Annotated in this window: 18 protein-coding genes and 1 tRNA gene; 8 read left to right on the top strand and 11 right to left on the bottom strand. The window is 64.1% G+C overall.

Annotated features, from left to right (window positions below):
* Position 1: 1 nt before the first annotated feature.
* From AAFG07_RS03185 to AAFG07_RS03165, 5 genes are all read right to left on the bottom strand, one after another.
* On the bottom strand, positions 2-1,675 hold the full coding sequence (locus AAFG07_RS03185) for a ShlB/FhaC/HecB family hemolysin secretion/activation protein (protein WP_342725979.1): 1,674 nt from the start codon (positions 1,673-1,675) through the stop codon (positions 2-4).
* A 263-nt stretch (positions 1,676-1,938) separates the two neighbouring features.
* Positions 1,939-2,922 carry a FecR domain-containing protein gene (locus AAFG07_RS03180; RefSeq protein WP_342725978.1) on the bottom strand — a complete coding sequence of 328 codons (984 nt, stop codon included), beginning with the start codon at positions 2,920-2,922 and terminating at the stop codon, positions 1,939-1,941.
* 461 nt (positions 2,923-3,383) lie between these two features.
* Positions 3,384-3,926: an RNA polymerase sigma factor gene (locus AAFG07_RS03175; RefSeq protein ID WP_229171442.1), complete on the bottom strand. Its 543-nt coding sequence runs from the start codon at positions 3,924-3,926 to the stop codon at positions 3,384-3,386.
* Between the two features lie 201 nt (positions 3,927-4,127).
* The gene (locus tag AAFG07_RS03170; protein ID WP_342725977.1) at positions 4,128-4,856 is read right to left on the bottom strand and encodes an energy transducer TonB; all 729 of its coding nucleotides are present in this window, start codon (positions 4,854-4,856) and stop codon (positions 4,128-4,130) included.
* Positions 4,853-5,623, bottom strand: coding sequence for an STN domain-containing protein (locus tag AAFG07_RS03165; protein WP_342725976.1), 771 nt, complete (start codon positions 5,621-5,623; stop codon positions 4,853-4,855). Before AAFG07_RS03165 ends, AAFG07_RS03170 begins: the two co-directional genes overlap by 4 nt.
* Before the next feature lie 420 nt (positions 5,624-6,043).
* On the opposite strand from AAFG07_RS03165, the gene AAFG07_RS03160 reads away from it, so the two are divergent.
* The 6 genes from AAFG07_RS03160 (at position 6,044) to AAFG07_RS03135 (ending at position 13,587) form a co-directional block, all read left to right on the top strand.
* Entirely contained in the window at positions 6,044-6,751 is a 708-nt protein-coding gene (locus AAFG07_RS03160; protein WP_342729038.1) for a TetR/AcrR family transcriptional regulator, read from the top strand.
* Positions 6,752-6,769: 18 nt separating this feature from the next.
* A complete protein-coding gene (locus tag AAFG07_RS03155; RefSeq protein WP_207833677.1) occupies positions 6,770-7,741 on the top strand; it encodes an ABC transporter permease in 972 nt (323 codons plus the stop codon).
* Between the two features lie 41 nt (positions 7,742-7,782).
* Positions 7,783-8,799 carry a sugar ABC transporter substrate-binding protein gene (locus AAFG07_RS03150; protein WP_092122674.1) on the top strand — a complete coding sequence of 339 codons (1,017 nt, stop codon included), beginning with the start codon at positions 7,783-7,785 and terminating at the stop codon, positions 8,797-8,799.
* Between the two features lie 77 nt (positions 8,800-8,876).
* A complete protein-coding gene (locus AAFG07_RS03145; RefSeq protein ID WP_229184604.1) occupies positions 8,877-11,000 on the top strand; it encodes an SMP-30/gluconolactonase/LRE family protein in 2,124 nt (707 codons plus the stop codon).
* Positions 10,997-12,094, top strand: a complete 1,098-nt coding sequence (locus AAFG07_RS03140) for a hypothetical protein (RefSeq protein ID WP_342725975.1) — start codon at positions 10,997-10,999, stop codon at positions 12,092-12,094. Before AAFG07_RS03145 ends, AAFG07_RS03140 begins: the two co-directional genes overlap by 4 nt.
* Positions 12,091-13,587, top strand: a complete 1,497-nt coding sequence (locus AAFG07_RS03135) for a sugar ABC transporter ATP-binding protein (protein WP_342725974.1) — start codon at positions 12,091-12,093, stop codon at positions 13,585-13,587. The genes AAFG07_RS03140 and AAFG07_RS03135 overlap by 4 nt, the downstream gene beginning before the upstream one ends.
* 75 nt (positions 13,588-13,662) lie before the next feature.
* Here the strand turns inward: AAFG07_RS03135 and AAFG07_RS03130 are convergent, their stop codons facing one another.
* From AAFG07_RS03130 to AAFG07_RS03105, 6 genes are all read right to left on the bottom strand, one after another.
* A complete protein-coding gene (locus tag AAFG07_RS03130) occupies positions 13,663-14,037 on the bottom strand; it encodes a hypothetical protein (protein ID WP_342725973.1) in 375 nt (124 codons plus the stop codon).
* A 176-nt stretch (positions 14,038-14,213) separates the two neighbouring features.
* Positions 14,214-14,501 carry a DUF5658 family protein gene (locus tag AAFG07_RS03125; protein ID WP_342725972.1) on the bottom strand — a complete coding sequence of 96 codons (288 nt, stop codon included), beginning with the start codon at positions 14,499-14,501 and terminating at the stop codon, positions 14,214-14,216.
* The gene (locus AAFG07_RS03120; RefSeq protein WP_342725971.1) at positions 14,488-15,288 is read right to left on the bottom strand and encodes a sterol desaturase family protein; all 801 of its coding nucleotides are present in this window, start codon (positions 15,286-15,288) and stop codon (positions 14,488-14,490) included. The genes AAFG07_RS03125 and AAFG07_RS03120 overlap by 14 nt, the downstream gene beginning before the upstream one ends.
* A 370-nt stretch (positions 15,289-15,658) precedes the next feature.
* Positions 15,659-15,925: a hypothetical protein gene (locus AAFG07_RS03115; RefSeq protein ID WP_342725970.1), complete on the bottom strand. Its 267-nt coding sequence runs from the start codon at positions 15,923-15,925 to the stop codon at positions 15,659-15,661.
* A gap of 194 nt (positions 15,926-16,119) precedes the next feature.
* Positions 16,120-16,196 (bottom strand) — tRNA-Arg (locus AAFG07_RS03110).
* Between the two features lie 152 nt (positions 16,197-16,348).
* The gene (locus AAFG07_RS03105) at positions 16,349-17,827 is read right to left on the bottom strand and encodes a HAMP domain-containing sensor histidine kinase (protein ID WP_342725969.1); all 1,479 of its coding nucleotides are present in this window, start codon (positions 17,825-17,827) and stop codon (positions 16,349-16,351) included.
* A 364-nt stretch (positions 17,828-18,191) separates the two neighbouring features.
* On the opposite strand from AAFG07_RS03105, the gene rpmH reads away from it, so the two are divergent.
* The gene (gene rpmH, locus AAFG07_RS03100) at positions 18,192-18,326 is read left to right on the top strand and encodes a 50S ribosomal protein L34 (protein ID WP_008542748.1); all 135 of its coding nucleotides are present in this window, start codon (positions 18,192-18,194) and stop codon (positions 18,324-18,326) included.
* Between the two features lie 32 nt (positions 18,327-18,358).
* On the top strand, positions 18,359-18,769 hold the full coding sequence (gene rnpA / locus AAFG07_RS03095) for a ribonuclease P protein component (RefSeq protein WP_342725968.1): 411 nt from the start codon (positions 18,359-18,361) through the stop codon (positions 18,767-18,769).
* Positions 18,770-18,771 lie beyond the last annotated feature (2 nt).

Here is an 18,771-nt window from a genome sequence, read left to right as displayed (position 1 = left end):
ATCAGAATTCACCCCAGATTCGGAAGTTCACGCGCGGACTGTTTGCGTGCGTGTATTGCTGAGTAACCCCCGGCACGGAGAACGCGACCATGCCGTTGAAATAATCGAAGCTCTTGAACCGCGTGCCGATGCCGTAGCTCCATGCGACGAATGACGATTGCTGATCAGGCAGCGGCTGCTGGATCGACGCGTAGCCGGCATCGAAGAACGTGAAGAAGCGCCAATCGTTGAAGGTGATGAAGCGCGGCTTGCCGTCACCGGTTTCGCTCTTGAGCTCGCCCTGCAGCATGCTGCCGACATTGGGCGTGCGCAGCTCGAAATTGGCGACCGCGCCGTTGTCGCCGAGCACCTCGGACTCGAGATAGCCGCGAACGGTATCGAGACCGCCGAGGCTGAACTGCTCGCTCGAGACCAGCGGGCCGTCGGCGATCTGGCCCTGCACCTTGCCGTAGAGCTGGAAGCCTTCCGGCAGCTCCTGGGTATGCGAGACGTCGAGGTTGAGGTGGGTGAAGCTCGGCGAAGCCTTGAAGCGCTTCGCGTCGAACTCGTCCCACGGGCTGCTCAGCGTCCGGATGTTGTAGGTGACGCCGGCGTTGAACTGCGTCGTGAACTTCTCTTCCTGGAACGTCGCCCCATACGTCGCGACGACGGGATAATAAGTGACAGGTGACGAGAACCCGTCGGTGCCGAGCTTCACGGTCTGGTCGAAATGCTTGTAGTCCATGCCGACCGACAGCGTGTGGAACAGGCCCTCGCGCGTCGGCAGCGTGATCACGGCGCGCTCGCCGATGATCGTGCCGGGGCCGACCACATTGGTGCCGCCGATCGTCGCGACATTGCTGTTCGACTTGACGCTGTAGAACAGCAAATTAAGCCAATCGGCGTTCGGTATCCGCGCCATATACGAGCCGGAGAACACCTCGGCATCGCTCGGGCGTTCCGGCGCGACCTGATAGGTGAAACTCAGGGAATGGCCGAGCTGCCACAGATTGTCGTAATGCACGGTGGCGGAGACGCGGCTCGCCGTGGTGGACGGCGATTGCCGGTTGTTGGCTTCGAGGCTGGCGTGGAACGGCGCCTTGTCCTCGACATTGAGATCGACGTCGACGGTGCCCGGCGCGACGCCGGCACGCAGCGCCGGTGTCACACGGCGATCCGGCCACTGGTTGAGCGACACGATGTCCTTGGTGACGTCACCGAAATTGGGAACGGTGCCCTCCTTCAGCGAAGGCGCGCTGTCCTTGATCCGGTCGAGATCGAAATAACGCGAATTCTTCACCCGCAGCCGCCCGACCTTCAGCTCAGTCACCTTGAGGGTGACCACACCGCCCGTCACGTTCTGCTGCGGGACCGCGACGCTGACGGTCTGGAAGCCCTTGTCGTGATACGCCTTCTCCAGCGCGGCCCGCGCCTTCTCGACGTCATCAGAGGTCTTGCCCGGACCGAGGAACGGATAAATCGCCTCCTCGATCTCGACCTGCGGCAATCTATCGGCACCCTGTACGGCGAAGTCGCCGATGTCGAAGCGCTGCAGCGGCGCCGACGGCTTTTGCGCCGGTGCATTCGCCTGCGCCGGCTGCTTGTCCGCCGGCGCTGCGGCCGTAGCCGCAGCCGCATCTTTCGCTGCTTCCTTCGCCGCTCGCGCCGGAACGATAGCTGCTACAGAGCCAACCACGGTGAGTGCCGCAGCCGACACACGCAACCCGATCCGGCATCGCTGACGATGCCCAATAGCCCGATGATCTCTTCGACTACGCACAGACGTCCCACTTACTTCGCGCAGACGCGCGCCATCGCGACAGGAAGGCCGCGATGACGACGCCTTACTCTGAAGACGACTGGGCGAACGCAAACCCGCAAAAGAATCTGCGGCGGCGCAAAAGAAATTTTTGGTTTGTTAGGAAATCGAGCGCGCGGCGCCGATTCGTTCGACTTTAGTCAGCTCATCAGCACCACACCGCCAGGCAGCGATGTGATCCGCGCGCCGAACAGTTGCTCGACCTGGGCGACGAAATTGTCGAGCTTGTCGACCTGGAATGTGCCGTTGACGAGCCGGCGTTTCAGTTCCGCATTGGTAATGATGATTTTTCCAGCGCGGTACCGGTTCACTTCGTCGACGACGCTCGCCAGCGGCCGGTCGCGGAAGATCAACAATCCGGTCTGCCAGGCCGCGACCTGCTTGGCGTCGACCGGAAGCGATGCCTGCAGGCCCGCGCGCGAATAGGTGACCTGTTCTGCCTTGCGAAGCTGCACGGAACGGCCGTCCTGCTCGACGGTGACGATACCGTCGAGGCACGTCACCGAAACCACGCCATCGAGGCAGCGCGCGTTGAAATCGGCCTGCAGCGCGCTGATGCGGCCGTCGCGCGCCAGCATCACCAGCGGCGTCGACGACGACCTGCGGGCGACCACCGAGGCCTCGCCCGAAATCAACTCGACCCGCGTCTCGTTCGGCGCGGGCCGCAGCGCCAGGCTGGTCTGGGTGTTCAATTCAACCGAAATGTCGGGCGCCAGCATCACCTTGCGCTGTTCGCCCTTCCCGGTCCGGTAGTCGGCCGAGAGCTCCTCGATCGACGGCCACATGTCGAGTGGCGGGCGGATCATCACATAGCCGGCTGCGGCTGCGATCGCACCGCCGAACACGATGCGCCGCGTCAAGAAGCGTGATGGCCGGGGCGGCAACGCCACCGCGGGGGCCGCGGCGGCCTGCTCATCGGCGAGTTCCTTTGCCGCGGCGCTCGCGCTGCGGAGCAGCCGGGCAGCTGCCCTGAAGGCATCCTCGTGGTCGGGACTTTGCGCGCGCCAGCGTTGCAACGCGTCGACGTCGGCGCGTGTCGGCGCGCCGGCTTTCAGCCGGACAACCCAGTCAAGCGCCTCATCCAGCAACGGATCGGGCCCGGAAGTGCGGGTCGGCTCGGTCACGACGGATTGCTCATCACCCTGCTCGCCAAACCTCAACCTCCCGATCGCGTCGAGCACATAGCGAAGTTCGCTATATAGACGATTCCGACGGCAGCAGGGCACCGCAATCGGCCATTGCGCACAACGCAACCAGAAACATCCGGTAATTGCAGCTTGCGCCCCATCGCGCGCCGGGAGGCCGCGCGGCGATCGCTTGCCAGGCCGATCAGGTCTGCACGTGTTTTCAGGCGGCGCAACACTTCCGGCGAACCTTTCCCAGGCACCCAAACGGTCCTTATGAGATCGCTCTCTACCCTATAGACGACGGAAAGCCCGCTATCCCGCAGAACAGAGGTTGAAAATCCTGCAGCTTGAACCCTGATTTCAGGTCAAGCGCCTGCAGTTGTTGGAAATTGTTCCGGCAACAAATTTCGACAGCCGGTTGCGGGTGACGGCGCGGGTCGCGGCCGCGGCGAATGCGATCACGTACGGGGACGAGGACCGCCGAGACGACGGATCAGAGTATAATCGAGGCAATCGGCACAATGGCTCAGGGCCAACTTCAAATCGCTTTCCACCGTTCGCACGCTGACGCCGAGGCGGGTTGCCACATCGCTCGGCGTCCGTCCCTCGATCGTAATACTATAAAGCACATCGCGCGGCCGCTCCGGCAATTCGGCCAGCGCACGCTTGAAGGCATCAATATCGGAGCGCGCCTCGACGATTCGCGCCGGGCTCGGTCCGTCGTCGCTGACGTCGAGCAATGAATCGATTTCGGCGGCGCTGACGCGAAGATTCTGCGCCTTCTGGCGATCCCGGGCGATGTTGATCGCGATGCGAAAGATATAGTCGGCGGGGCTGCGGATCGGGACGGCGTCAGTGACCCGCTCCAGCCGCAGGAACGTCTCGTGCAGGGCTTCGTACGCGAAGTCCGACGATCCCAGACGGCGGGTCAATTTCTTGACCAGCCCGTCGTAGTTATCTGCAAGCTGGCCCCGCAGCCGCACTCGATTGATTTCAGCCACGTTCCGCGGCCTCCCAGACACCAGCCCGATATCCAGATTGAATTGTTCTTGAAGCTGCCCATCTCGTAACGGCCGCGCACAACACATTTATGACGGCAACAAGTCGACACCGAACGACACGCAAGCTGGTGCATCGCGGTCACATCCAAACAATGAACTGCCGCTCGCGCTTGCGAAGTCGAACGGGCCCGCGCAACTGGATCAGGCCGGGTCGAAGACCAAAGTGATCTGAATATTGAGCCGGTCGGGCAGCGCCGACGGGATCGACGGCAGCGGCTGCGCCCGCCGGATCGCCTCGACCGCAGCCTTGTCGAGCACGGCCTGTCCGGAACTGGTCTTGACCCAGACCTCGAGCAGGGTGCCGTCCCGCTGCATCGAAAACAGCGTCTCGACCGCACCATGCAACCGGCCAAGCCGCGCCGCGTTCGGATAGCGCTGGTAGCGTGCCACGTGACGAAGCAGCGCCTGCTGAAATTTCACGGCGGCACTGTTGGGCGGCGCATCGGCGGGTGACGGCGTCGGACGCAAGCTCGGCACGACCGGCTCCGCCGGCATCGGCTCCCGCGCCGGGGATGCGGTCAGATTGTCGAGCGGCGGTTCGGAGTTCTCCGGTGACACGTCGGTCCGGCTGGCGACGGTCGCGGTTTGCGGCTGCGACACCGGTGCAACCGGAATCGGCGCAGGCGATGGGCTCGGCAGCAACCGAACCTGGACGATCGAGCTCTGCTCCCGGCTTGCCGGTCCAGCCGGCGGCTGCAACCGGATCCAGTAAATTCCCCCGACGAACAACAGGGCCGCGATAGCCGGCACCAGGAGCAAACGCAGCACCTCGCCCGAGGTCCACGCGCTCGGATCCTCGGGATGAAACAGCAGCGTCATCGGCCTCAAGCCGCGCACGCCATCCGCTCCGCTGGTGTCGTTGTCAATCATTGGAACGATTTCACCCGGATCGCGATCCGCACCGGCTGCGACGCATTCGCGGGCGTCGTTCGGCTGACGGTCAATCCTTGCAGCGCCGCGGTCACGACGGCATCACGGTTCTGATCGCCGGTCGATCGCAACAGCTGGGTTCGCTGGATCGTGCGCGAGGGATCGATCCACAGATCGACAACGAGCTGATAGCTGCCGCCGCGAGACCCGATATTCTTCTGCAACACTTTTTGAATGTCGAGCTGCAGGCTTTCGCTGTAGTCGCGCAGCGCGCCGGTATCGTTGCCATCACTGGTCGCCCGCACCTGCAGCGTCCCGAGCGACAGATCCGCGGTCGCAAGCGGGCTCGCCGGCGGATGATCGGCGCGCACGGCGCGCGAAGCAAGCGTGATGGCATCCGGACGAATGTACTGGACCTTCAGATCGGTTCCCGTCAGCAGCACATTCAATGCATCCTCGGGCGTGAGGCTGCCTTCGACCGATGTCGACTTCCGTCCCGTCGCAGAATTGCTCTCATAGAGCACCTGAACGCCGGTTCGTTCGCCATAAGCCTGCAGCGCGCTCGCAAGCTGCTGGGCCGGGATGTTGAATTCGATCGCTGCGGATGCCGTGACGGTGTCGCGCTGCTGCGCGGCAACCGCGCAGATGCTGCCGATCAGCAGCGCAGCACAAATCCCGAACAGATACCGCGACGTTGCGGAGGCTCCCGGAGCGCCAGCGCCGCTCGCAGCGCCCGCGCGTGCACCATATGATCCAACTGCCGTCATAACCTTGCTTCGGCCCAAAGTGACCGTGGGTGAAATTCGGCCAGCATGTCTGTGCGGGTTGACCTTCCGGCCAGCGAGCCCTGCGTTCTTTATATCTGGAATGTGACGGCCGTCTAACCGGCAACATGATCGGCCGGAGTGCCGGGAATTTGTGCTGACCTTTCAGCGCGAAAAGTTCCCGAACAGCGCCGGAGCGGCGCCGCGCTCCAGGCCAGCGACGCGCCGTGGGCCAAAAAACGAGCGAGCGCTCTCTCAGAAAAATTGATCATCCCCCTTTTCCGAACGGCAGTTCGTGGGCTAGGAATTGAGCAAGGGCGCAAAGCCCGGCCCGGATCGGCATCCAAATGAATGGTCCGGGGACATAGCCAGGGAGGCAACGTGGGTCTCGCGCGTCAGCGGCCGGGGACAAATGCGTTCGCGATGGACGTGCTTTGCGCACGCATTCTCGAACGTCATCGGGATTCCATCCGGGTCCAGAAGCCGCATCTCGCGGTTCCGAACCTCACGCGCATCATCGGCGCGACGCTCACCCTGTCCAACAAGCACGGCTTTCACGCCACCACGCTGCGCCAGCTCGCGGAGGCCTCCGGCCTCAGCATGGGCGGCCTCTATACCTATTTCGACAGCAAGCCGACGCTGCTGTCGATGATCCTCGGCGAGGTCGCCGAAACGGCGGCGGAAGTCCTCACCGCACCGCCCGCCAGCGTGAAGCAGGATGCGCGCAAGCACCTGCACTGGATCATCGCCACCCATGTCCGCATGAGCGAGGCGATGCAGCCCTGGTTCGTGTTCTCCTTCATGGAAGCGAAGTCGTTTCCGCCCGCGGAGCGCCAGCGCGCCATCGAGATGGAGGTGATGACCGAAAAGATCATCGCCGACGTCCTCAAACAAGGCGTCGCCAGCGGGATGTTCGCAATCGACCAGGTCACGCTGACGGCCTCGCTGATCAAGCCGCTGCTGCAGGACTGGTACGTCAAGCGCGCGAAGTACCGCAGACGCGGCACCTCGATCGAGGCCTACATCAACGCCGTCGGCGCCTTCGTCGACGCCGCGGTCGCCGGCAGGACGCGGCCCGGCCGCGTCGCGACCGGCTCCCGCACGAGATCCAGGCCGACAGCGCAGCCATAGCAGCAGGAAGGACGAGGCATGAAGCGATTGCGGTTCAATCAACAGGAGATCGTCTTCGCCGTATTCGCCGTGCTCTTCCTGGCGTTCTCGATTTTCCTGCGCGGCTTTCTGACGCCGGAGAACATGCTGACGCTGCTGCAGAACGTCGCGGTGCTCGGCATCCTCGGGCTTGCCATGGCGCTGGTCGTGATCGGTCGCGGCATCGACATCTCGCTGATCGCAGCCCTCGCGGTGCCTCCGGGGCTCGTGCTGCAGATGGTGCAGAACGGCCACTCGCTGCCGGCCTCGCTGCTGACGGCCGTGCTGCTCACGATCGCCTTCGGCCTGGTCAATGGCTGGCTGATCGCCTACGCCGAGGTCCCTTCGCTGTTTGCGACGCTGGCGACCGGCCTGCTGCTCGCCGGCCTCGGACAGGCCGCGCTGTTTCAGCTCGACGTCGTGCAGTGGAGCGACGGCATGCAGGGCTTCGAGCGGCTCGGACAAGGCACCATCCTCGGTATCCCGACCTCGATCGTGATGTTCGCGATCGCCTGCGTGGTGGTCGCCTTCCTGCTGCGGCAGACGCGCTGGGGCGCCTATATCTACGCGATCGGCGACAATCCCTATGCGGCCCGCGTCACCGGCATCCCCTCGCGGCCGATCATCGTGCTGCAATATGTCGTCGCGGCCCTGATCGGCTGCTTTGCAGGCCTGGTGATGGCGGCGTCGGTCAACTCGATGCCCACCCGGGTCTTCAATTCGACTTTGATCTACGACGTCATTCTCGTCGTCGTGCTCGGCGGCATCGGCCTGTCGGGCGGCCGCGGCGGCGTACTCAACGTCATCATCGGAACGCTGCTGATCGGCACCATGCTGAACGGCATGACCATCATGGACATCTCCTACGCCGGACAAAACCTCGTCAAGGGCGTCGTGCTGCTGCTCGCCGTCATCACCGATTCATTCCTGAATCCGCGCAACGAAGAAACGGCACAGCAGGGCGACATCTGAACCAAGCCACAAAAAGATCAATCACGACCAAGGAGGAAGCAATGAAGTACGCTGTCAGGACTGCCAAGGTGATCGCCGCAGCGCTCGGGCTCGCGGCCATCGCCGCCCCGGCTCTGGCCCAGCAGGGCCTGGACGAGCCGTTCCAGAAGCCGTTCAAGGAGGCGCTCGCCGGCAAGACGGTGGCCTATGTTCCGGTCGCCATGAACTTCGACCTCACCGAAGGCTGGTACGCCGGCATGAAGAAGGAGCTCGAGCCGCTCGGCGTCAAGTTCGAGATCCGCGACCCCAACTGGAACACCAATGCCGGCGCGCAGGCGGTGACCTCGCTGATCTCGGAGAAGCCGGCCGTGATGGTGATCCACAATCCGGACGTGCAGACCTACGCCAAGCTGCTGCAGCGCGCCGAAAACGAAGGCATCTACGTCATCCAGATCAACATGGGATCGGCCTATCGCTCTTCGGCCTTTGTCGGCGCCAACTGGATCGAGATCGGCGAAAAGGACACCGAGGCCGTGGTCAAGGCCTGCCAAGGCAAGTCGAACAAGATCGCCATCGTGCAGGGCGCGCTCTCGGCGGCGGCCAGCGCCTACACGCTCAAGGGCGTCGAGAACGTGCTCGCCAAGCATCCCGAGATCAAGGTGGTCTCGAGCCAGGCGGCGGACTGGGATGCGGCAAAGGCCAAGGCGATCACCCAGACGGTGCTGAAGCAGAATCCCGATCTCTGCGGCATCGTCGGCTTCTGGGACGGCATGGACATCGGCACCGCGGCGGCGGTGAAGGAAGCCGGCCTGACCGGCAAGGTGTTCGTCGCGACCTCAGGCGGCGGCGAGCGCAAGGGCGCCTGCGAACTCGTCAAGTCCGGCGCCTTCGACCTCAACCTGAGCTACGACGTGCCGACCCAGGCCGCGCAGATGGCAGGCACCATCAAATGGCTGCTGTCGTCAGGTGCCAAGGCCGGCTCGATCAAGGGTTCGGAATACACCACCCTGATCCCGATCACCAAAGAGAACGCCGACAGCCAGACCGCGTGCTGGAATCTCAGTGACCTGAAGAAATAGCCCGGCCACGTCCGCTTGGCGTCCCGGGCGCGCTCCGCCCGGGACGTCGATCTCCCAAAATCCAACGCCCTGCTGGAATGCCGATGCGCGATACCCTGACGAGCCTGCGTTACCGCTACTGGCCGGATCATCTCCTCGGCGAGATCCTGTCCAAGCGTTGGACCGAGACCGCCATTCCGGTGATCCTGCTTTTGATCGTCGGCTTCGCGCTCAGCCGCTCCATCGATCACTTCCTGTCGCCGGCGAGCCTTGCCGACACCGCGCGGCAGGCCGGCGAGATCGGCTTCATCGGGCTCGGCATGGCGCTGGTCGTCATCGTCGGCGGCATCGATCTGTCGGTCGGCTCGATCTTCGCGCTGACGGATTTCTGCGCGCTCTATCTGCTCGACGTGCTGAACTGGCCGGTGCCCGCGGTGGTGGTCGCCACCCTCGCTTGCGGCGCGCTGCTCGGCGCCGTCAACGGCGTGCTGATCGGATATCTGCGGCTGCGCGCCTTCATCACCACGCTGATCACCTTGATCATCTACCGTTCGGCATTCGATCTGCTGATCCAGCGCTACTCCAATTCGATCGCCGCGGCCTTCCCGGACATCCCGTCCTGGAATTTCATCGGCGGCGGCGACGTGTTCGGCATTCCGAGCGTCGCCCTGGTCTACATCGCGATCGCGATCTTCGGCCATATCTTCATGACCCGGCTGCGCCCGGGCTGGCACATCACCGCGATCGGCGGCTCGCGCCGCTCGGCCTACAATTCCGGCATTCCGGTTCGCCGCACCATCGCGCTGTGCTATGTCGCGAGCGGTGTGCTGACCAGCATCGCCGCGCTGTTCTTCGCGGCCAGGCTCGGCACCGTCGGCGGCGACATCGGCGTCGGCCTCGAGGTGATCGTGCTGACCGCGACCGTGCTCGGCGGCATCACGCTCGGCGGCGGCAAGGGCTCGGTCGCCAAATCGCTGGTCGGCGTGCTGATCGTGCTCTTGATCACCAACGGCCTGACCACGCTCAATGCGCGCGGCGGCATCAACCGCATGGCGCTCGCAGGCATCCTGCTGATCGCCGCGATGGTCGACATCCGCTGGCAGAAGAACCGCACCCGCATCATCAGCAAGGTCTATGTCGCGCCGACCTATCACGCGTTGCCGCCGCCGCCGGCCACCGAGATCGGCCAGGGCGGCCCGTTCGAGCAGAACGACAAGCTGCGCGACGTCGAACTGATCGGTCTCGGCCGCATCGAGGCGCCGGAGGACGTGATCCTCGATCGCAACAACAATCTCTACGCCGGCTCGCGCCATGGCGACATCATGCGCTTCTTCGCGCCCGACTATCAGCGCATGGAGGTGTTCGCCCATATCGGCGGTCAGCCGCTCGGCATGGCGTTCGACCGGCAGGATAATCTCTATGTCTGCATCGGCGGCATGGGCCTGTACCGGATCACGCCCGACGGCACCGTAGAGAAGGCGACCGACGAGACCAATCGCAGCATGCATTCGGTGAATGACGACAGCCGGCTGCGGCTCGCCGACGACCTCGACATCACCGACGACGGCCTGATCTTCTTCTCGGAAGCCACCGTACGCTACGAGATGGACGAATGGCCGATCGACGGCCTCGAGGCCCGCGGCAACGGCCGCATCATCTGCTACGACACCAAGACCGGCGCGACGCACACGGCGCTGCGCGGCCTCAAATTCCCCAACGGCATCTGCGTCGCCAGCGACGGCCAGTCGATCCTGTTCGCCGAAACCTTCGGCTGCTCGATCAAGCGGCTGTGGTTCGCGGGGCCGAAGAAGGGCCAGGTCGAGGTGGTGATGGACAATCTGCCGGGCTATCCAGACAACATCAATCTCGCCTCCGATGGCAATTACTGGCTGGCGCTGGTCGGCATGCGCAGCCCCTCGCTCGACCTCGCCTGGAAGATGCCGGGCTTCCGCCGCCGCATGGCCAAACGCGTCCCGGTCGACGAATGGCTGTTCCCGAACATCAACACCGGCTGCGTCGTCAAGTTCAACGAGCAGGGCAAGATCCTCGAATCGTTCTGGGACCTGCGCGGTGAGAACCACCCGATGATCACCTCGATGCGCGAGCATCGCGGCTATCTCTATCTCGGCGGCATCATGAATAACCGGATCGGCCGCTACAAGCTAGAGAACGCGGACCCGAACTTCGTGCAGTATGACAAGCGCTGGGGGAAGCTGTCGTGATCGCGGCCGTCAGGGAATTCGCCAACCGCTTTCTCGGCCGCGGCGAGGCCACCATCACCGTGCCGTCGTTCGACGGCGCGCTCAAGCCGAACCAGAAACTGGAAGCCGCGACCACCCTGCTGGAGTGCGAGGCGCCCGAGGACCTCGCAACCGACGGCCGCAATCTTTATGTCGCCGACGGCCGCCGCCTGCTGCGCCTCGACGGCAGCACCGCGACCGAGCTGCGCAGCTTCGAGCAACCGATTTCCGCACTCTGTGCGCTCGCCGACGGCGGCATCGCGGTTGCGCTCGGCGGCCGCGAGGTGCGCCTCTACGCCAATCCTTCCGCAGGCGAGCCGGGCGTGACATTCAGCGACGCCGCCTTCAATGCGATCAATGCGCTGACGCTGGCGGACGACGGAGCCTTGATCGCGACGGACGGCTCGACAACTTGCGGCGTCGACGATTGGGCGCGCGACCTGATGGAGCTCAACCGGAGCGGCCGCGTGTTCCGGCTCGATCCCAGGACCGGATCGGTGAAGCCGTTAGCCTCGAAGCTCGGCTACGCCTTCGGCGCCTGTGCGCGCGGCGATAGCGTCCTGGTCAGCGAGAGCTGGCGGCATCGTCTCGTGCTTGTCGCGGATGGCAGGCCGCCGCAAATCGTACTCGGCCACCTGCCGGTCTATCCGTCGCGGCTGTCGAAGGCTGCTGGCGGCGGCTATTGGCTCACGGCGTTCACCGCACGCACCCAGCTGATCGAATTCGTGCTGCGCGAGCCGGCCTACCGCCGCCGCATGATGGCCGAGATCGACCCGGCCTATTGGGTGGCGCCGCGGCTGCGCTCGGGCTTCTCGTTCAAGGAGCCGATGCAGGGCGCGCACATCAAGACGATGGGCGTCATCAAGCCGTGGGCGCCGCCGCGCTCCTACGGCCTCGTGATCCGGCTCGGCGAAGACGGCAAGCCGCTCTATTCGCTGCACAGCCGGGTTGACGGCGTCAATCACGGCGTCGTCGCGGCACTCGAGCTGGGCAGCGACCTCATGCTGATCGCCAAGGGACCGGGCCGTGTGCTGAAACTGCCCCTCGCCGGGCTCGCCGAGGAGACAGGCTCATGAGCGACACCGTGCTGTCCCTGCGCAAGGCCACCAAGCTTTACGCCGGCGTGCCCGCCATCGAGGGCGTGGACTTCGAGCTGCGCCGCGGCGAGATCCACGCCCTGGTCGGCGAGAACGGCGCCGGCAAGTCGACGCTGACCAAGGTGATGGCCGGCGTCGTGACGTTGACGTCGGGCAGCATGACGGTCGACGGCTCCGACGTCGCGCCGCGCACGCCGCTCGAGGCCCGCAATCTCGGCATCGCCATGGTGTTCCAGGAGAACAGCCTGGTGCCGACCATGACCGTGGCGCAGAACCTGTTTCTCGGGCAGGAGAAGTTCTACAACCGGCTGCGCGGCATCTACATCGCCGCCCAGCAATTCCTGCAGTCGCTGAATTTCGACGTGACGCCGACCGCGACCGTGAGCGGACTCGGCGCGGCCAAGAAGCAGATGGTGGAGATCGCGCGCGCGGTCCTGCACAAGGCCAAGGTCATCATCTTCGACGAGCCGACCGCATCGCTGACACCGGAAGAGAAAAAATACTTCTTCGACCTCGTCCGCGACCTCAAGAAGCGCGGCGTCTCGATCGTCTTCATCTCGCATGCGCTGGAAGAGGCCTTGCTGCTGGCGGACCGCATCACCGTGTTGCGCGACGGCAAGCACGTCATCACAGACGATGCGGCGAAATTCGACCGCGCAGCGATCGTGCAAGCGATGGTCGGGCGCGACCTCTCCAACACGCTGTACGGCGCGCGGAAGACCAGCGTGCGGCCGGCCGGGGCGCGCGTGCTCACGGTGCAGAACCTCAAGATGGCGCCGATGGTGAAGAACAATTCGCTGTCGGTGTTTGCCGGACAGATCACCGGCGTGTTCGGGCTGGTCGGCGCGGGCCGCACCGAGACCTTCAAGATCGTATCCGGCGTGTTGAAGCGCGACTTCTTCCACGGCGGCGAGATTCTGCTGCATGACAAGCCGGTGCGCTACCGGGTTCCGGCGCCGGCGGTCAAAGCCGGCATCGCCTATGTGACCGAGGATCGCAAGGTCGAGGGCTTCTTCGAGACCGCCTCGATCGCCCGCAACATCTATCTCGGCCTGCTCTCGAAGTTTCCCGCCGGCCGAATGATGCTGTCGCGGCGCGAGACCAACACGGTGGGCAAGACCTGGACCCAGCGGCTCAAGGTCCGCGCCATCGGCGACGAGGCCAGGGTGGTCGAGCTTTCAGGCGGCAACCAGCAGAAGGTGGTGATCGCCAAATCGCTGGTGCAGGAGCCCGAGCTGATCATCTTCGACGAGCCGACCCGCGGCGTCGATGTCGGCGCCATTGTCGAGATCCACGAGCTGATCAACCAGCTCGCCGACGAGGGCAAGGCGGTGGTGGTGATCTCATCCTATCTGCCCGAGATCATGGCCCTCTCCGACCGCATCCTGGTCTCGCGCCAGGGCAAGGTGGTCGAGGAATTCTCCGCGGTCGAGGCCACCGAGGAGAAGATCATGTACGCAGCGATCCATTGAGGTGGCAACGCCCATGCGTCGCGGCCGGCTCGCCGCTCGCTGTCATGCAGCATCCGCTGCGATCCCGATCACGCGTTACTTCGGAGCGATGGTCCCGGTTACCTTCAGTCGCGCCGACCTCACCCAACCCGAGACGTCGTTGCCCGTCCCTCGATTGAGGTACATCACCGACGACCAGCCATCATCGGTTTGCGCATAGGCGACGAGCTCGTCGTTCGGAATCACGAACACGCCGCTGATCGGGCAGTGAAGATTCGGCGCCGAGTAGAATTGTAGCCGTCCCTTGCCCGTCACCACATTGGCCAGCGGCGGCGACAGCATCGGGACGCGGCTGGTGCCCGCCCGCGGCTCCTTGCAGCTCGACGGCGTCTGCGCGTGCACCGTCGCACCGAGGGCCCCCAGGATCAGGGCACTGCAGACGATGCAGGCGAGAACAAACCTGTCCGACATCACTCGATCTCCTGGACCGCCGGAACGCGATCATCGGTCATTCCAGGATGTTTGTCGTCGGACGATGCGGGCAGGTTCTGCGAGATGCGACGAAAGTCTGCGCGGCGGCCAAGCGCAATGGAAAGTCCGCACAGGGCAACGCTTCGCCAGTTGCGACAACTGACGAAGCGGCCGGCTCAGCTATTGCCCGCGATGACCACGAGGTTGTTCAGTACGGGCGTCGAACAGAAGGCGACGACGAGCGCGATATTGTAGACGTTGTTGCTGCGCCAAAGCAGCCACGTGACGAGAAACGTCAAACCGAGCTTGGGGACCAGCCACCACACGCCGAACCATGTCTGTGCCAGATGCATGAACGGGTTCAACTCACCCAATCCGAGATCCAGGATCACATTGGTCGACACCAGGTCGGCGTATCCCAGCAACAAGGCGAGGAACACCAAAAGACCTTTAACCCAATTCATTCCGAGACTCCCGATGGCGAAGATGCCGGATTGGCCAGATCACACTGTTGATAATGTCCACTCGCTCGGCGGGCACGAGGCCCGTTGCAGGATACTCATCCGGCTTCGGTACCCAGGCTGTGCCGAACAAAATGTCCAGGAGCGGGAAGAAGGCCGCAAAGTTCTTGTCGCGATGCTCGGGATGGATCGAGTGATGGATCCGGTGCCATTGCGGATTGTTGATCCAGGTCACAAACCGGCCGAGCGGGATGCGGACGTTGAGATGGGCACATGTATCGGGGATGAAGAAGATAAATCCGACAGCTATCGCCATGTCCGGCGGGACGCGAAACAAGATCGCCATAATCGGAAGGAAGGCGTCGGACAGCACCCTCTCAAACCAGAAATGCCGACCGCCGGTAATGAACGTAACGCCGTTCGCGCTGTGATGGAACGAGTGCATCGCCCAAAGAAACGGGATCGCGTGTTGGAGGCGATGGTACGTGTACTTGTAGAGATCGAGCGCGACCACGACGATTGCGAGAGAGACGTACCACCAGTAACCGTCGGTCGGTAACTTGATCCAACCGACACCAGCATAGCTCGCAATTGCGCCCGCGGTGATCGCCGCGGCTGGAGCGAGCATGTGCGACAACCCGAGGCTTACGATCACCGCGAGCCAATCATCACGAAACTCGGGGTAAGGAACGTCCGCAATCGGCCACCTTTTTTCCAGGATGCGACTGCCATAGACGATGCCCAGAAATACCGCCGCGTAAAAGACGGCGTTTGCGATGTCACTCGGCATGAGGGATGACTCGCCGATTTAATAGGATGGACAAAAGGAATAAAAACACTCCGTCCCCTATAAGCTAAAAACCTTATTTTTTGCTCAACGGTCGGGCGCGCGCAAGCAGGGTTTTTACGGGCGTCCGCCTCGCCCTTGAGCCCGATTCTGACGGGCCGTCGCGGCTGATGCGGCTGATGCCTGCTCGATCAAAAATGTCGGACGCGTTTGCTGCTTCTGCGCGGCGGCTAGGCAAACCGTTGGCCCGGAGATAACGGAGCTGATCGTTCTACGCGCGAGCTCAATTCTGTTTAAGCACGCCACGACTTGTGCGGGACGAAAAAGCCCGCAACGTCGTCGCGGGCTCTCTCCAAGGGTTCGGCGATGCCGGTTAGTGCAGCGAGCGGTCCGCCGGGAGCGAAGCCCGCGCAGTCGTGACCTTGCTTCGCGGCGTCAGGACGTGGAGCTGATGCGGCGTGGCCGCCGTCGCGGCGGCCGCTGCCTGCTCGTGGACGTTGGCGGCGCCAAGCACGCCAGCCTGCACCGGCGAGATCGGCAATCCACCGGCTTCGAACGTCGGAAGCTCGGCGGCGGACGCGACCGTTGCACTCGCGATCGCGAGAGTGGCGGCAATGATGGAAAGGGAAATCTTGGTCACTTGAAGGCTCCTCGATGGGTCTCGAGGCGCAGAGGTAGGCTCACTTTGTTGCAATGCAATAAAGATGATGCCGCATCGCACAAACATTTGATGGCCGCGACACCCCGACAACTGGAAATCGCGGCGCGGCCAATGCCCTTGCCGGGCAGCAAGCCCGGCACGCAACGCGAAACTCCAATGAAAACAAAGTTGAATGGCGCGCCCGGAACGATTCGAACGTCCGACCCTCAGATTCGTAGTCTGATGCTCTATCCAGCTGAGCTACGGGCGCATTTTCGCGGTGGGCCTAAAGCCCGCACGGCTCCGGGAGCCCCGGAGCGTCGCGAAAGAGCGCTCTAGCTACAGGCTCCCGGTCCGGTTGGCAAGGTCTGGAAGCGCCAATTTCGGCCGCTGTCATAGCCGCCCTGGGTTACCGGAATGGCCTCAGGCCCTCGCCCGCTCACTGCGGACCGACAGTAGTTCCACCGGGCGATCCGGGATCGAGATCTGGAACGTGGCGCCGATGGTGCCCTCGACCAGATGGATATGGCCGCCATGGGCGCGGATCAGCTCGGCGGCGATCGCAAGGCCCAATCCACTGCCGCCGGGGCGGCCGGAGGTCTGGAACGCCTCGAACAGATGCTCGCGCGCCTTGGCCGGCACGCCGGGGCCGGTGTCGGAGACCTCGATGATCGCAACCGTGCCCTCGCGGCGGCCGGTGATGCGGATCTGCTGGGCACCGCCATCGCTGTCCGGCCGGCTTTCCAGGGCCTGGGTCGCGTTGCGCACCAAATTGAGCAGCACGCGGAACAGCTGGTCCGGATCGGCGTCGATGGTGAGGCCGCGCTCGATCGCGCAGATCCAGGTGATCGAGACATCGGTTGCAAGTCCGGCGGACTCGCGCACCTCGGCGACCGCAGGCTCCACCATGATGACGCGGCGGTCGGGTGCCGCCTCCTGGGCGCGGCCATAGGACAAGGTCGACTGGCAGAAGGCGATGGCGCGCTCCAGCGAGCGCAGCAGTTTCGGCGCGAAGCGCTGCACCCGCGGATCAGGTACGCTGGCGAGCTGGTCCGACAGCAATTGCGAGGACGCCAGCAGGTTGCGCAGGTCGTGATTGATCTTGGAGACGGCGAGCCCGAGCGCGGCAAGCCGGCTCTTCTGATGCAGCATCGAGACGAGGTCGCGCTGCATGTCCGACAGCTCGCGCTCGGCAACGCCGATCTCGTCGCCGCGCTGGCTGGGCACGATGATTCGCGCCGAACTCTCCGGATTCTCGTGGAAGCCGACCAGGCTCGCGGTCAGCCGCCGCATCGGGCGAACGAACAGGTAATGCAGCGCCAGATAGACCAGGCCGGCGGTCAGGCCGGCGATCAGGAGCGCGACCACCAGAACGTTGCGCGAGAAACGGTACATCGCCTGCCGCAACGGTTTCTCGTCGATCACGACCTCGATGAATTGCGCCTGGCCCGGCGCGGGCCCGACCACGCGGATGGTCTGGTCACCGTGCTCGAGCATGATCTCGAAGGCATCGACGATCGCCGACCACACCGTCATGGCCCGCATGTCGACATCATGGTCGATCGCGGCCGGCAGGTCGGCGCTGGCGAGCAGGCGGCGCTGCTGGCCGAGCTTGATGGCGACGGCGCGGGCGCCGATGCTGGTCAGGATCTGCCGCGCCAGCGAATCCGGCACCAGGCCGGAGGGGGCGGCATCGAGCACCAGCGCCGCGGTGTTGGCGGCAGCCAGGCGGTCATTGAGCCGGTTCATCCGGAAGTTGGCGATCGCCGGCACGTAGATCAGGAGCCCGGCGATCATCACCAGGGGGATCGTCAGCAGCAAAAGCTTGCCGGACAGCCCGAGCCGAAGGGGCGGCTTGGGCCGCTGCTTCTGCGCGGTCGCCTGATCGTCAGTTAGAGCCACAAGATAAGGCCTTGTTGGGCTTAGGGGTCGGAAGATGCGGCCCGGCCCCCAAGCCGGTCAAATTACGGATCGCTAATGTCGGCGGTTCCCCGAACGCCCCAAAGCGCTCCTCACCGTCAAAAACCCCGCGAAAACAGTTATATTCGCCCCAATTGCGACGTTTCAAAGAAGCCTCTTTGCGACGCCCTGTGACATTGACGAAAACAGGGCGCTCGCTTATAAGCCGCGCCAACTGTCCGCGATGGCCCGGTTCTTGACCGGGGGCGGCTCATTTGGGGCCGTAATCGGCTCGCTTGGGCCTGCCAGCATCATCGGACTCCATCTCAATACAACGGCAAATTGCCCGGTCAGCGGAGAATTACCCGTGAAGCGGACTTATCAACCCAGCAAACTGGTGCGCAAGCGCCGTCACGGCTTCCGCGCCCGTCTCGCCACGGCCGGCGGCCGCAAGGTCCTCGCTGCGCGCCGTGCGCGCGGCCGCAAGCGCCTGAGCGCCTGAGCCCGGACGTCTCCTCTCCGGAGATACCCAATATGGATCGGCTGAGGCAGCGGGCGGATTTCCTCGCCGTTGCCAATGGCGCACGGGCGAATACCGCAGCTTTTGTGCTGCAGGGCCGCCGTCGCGACGATCAGGGCCCGATCCGCGTCGGCTATACCGTCACCAAGAAGAACGGCACCGCGACCGAGCGCAATCGCATCCGCCGCCGGCTTCGCGAAGTGATAAGACGGGTCGATGCCGTATTCATGCGGCCGCACCATGATTATGTGCTAGTCGGCCGTCGTGACGCGCTGACCCGCGACTTTGCGACCATGATTGACGACCTGCGGTCGGCGCTGCGCCGCCTCGACCGGCCTGCGCCCAATGCTGGTACCAACAAGACGGGTACCAACAAGGCGGGTAACAAGAGCGCTCCCAATCCGAATGGAATGACGAGACCCTAAGA

The organism is Bradyrhizobium sp. B097 (assembly GCF_038957035.1).
In the GTDB taxonomy this organism is placed as follows: domain Bacteria; phylum Pseudomonadota; class Alphaproteobacteria; order Rhizobiales; family Xanthobacteraceae; genus Bradyrhizobium.
This window is presented reverse-complemented; position numbering and strand designations above follow the sequence as displayed.

Bases quoted from the DNA above. Each gene is read 5' to 3' on its own strand.
- AAFG07_RS03125 (WP_342725972.1), bottom strand. From the start codon at position 14,501: ATGAATTGGGTTAAAGGTCTTTTGGTGTTCCTCGCCTTGTTGCTGGGA.
- AAFG07_RS03165 (WP_342725976.1), bottom strand. From the start codon at position 5,623: ATGACGGCAGTTGGATCATATGGTGCACGCGCGGGCGCTGCGAGCGGC.
- AAFG07_RS03155 (WP_207833677.1), top strand. From the start codon at position 6,770: ATGAAGCGATTGCGGTTCAATCAACAGGAGATCGTCTTCGCCGTATTC.
- AAFG07_RS03170 (WP_342725977.1), bottom strand. From the start codon at position 4,856: ATGATTGACAACGACACCAGCGGAGCGGATGGCGTGCGCGGCTTGAGG.
- AAFG07_RS03145 (WP_229184604.1), top strand. From the start codon at position 8,877: ATGCCGATGCGCGATACCCTGACGAGCCTGCGTTACCGCTACTGGCCG.
- AAFG07_RS03130 (WP_342725973.1), bottom strand. From the start codon at position 14,037: ATGTCGGACAGGTTTGTTCTCGCCTGCATCGTCTGCAGTGCCCTGATC.
- AAFG07_RS03150 (WP_092122674.1), top strand. From the start codon at position 7,783: ATGAAGTACGCTGTCAGGACTGCCAAGGTGATCGCCGCAGCGCTCGGG.
- rnpA (WP_342725968.1), top strand. From the start codon at position 18,359: ATGGATCGGCTGAGGCAGCGGGCGGATTTCCTCGCCGTTGCCAATGGC.
- AAFG07_RS03160 (WP_342729038.1), top strand. From the start codon at position 6,044: ATGGACGTGCTTTGCGCACGCATTCTCGAACGTCATCGGGATTCCATC.
- AAFG07_RS03120 (WP_342725971.1), bottom strand. From the start codon at position 15,288: ATGCCGAGTGACATCGCAAACGCCGTCTTTTACGCGGCGGTATTTCTG.
- AAFG07_RS03135 (WP_342725974.1), top strand. From the start codon at position 12,091: ATGAGCGACACCGTGCTGTCCCTGCGCAAGGCCACCAAGCTTTACGCC.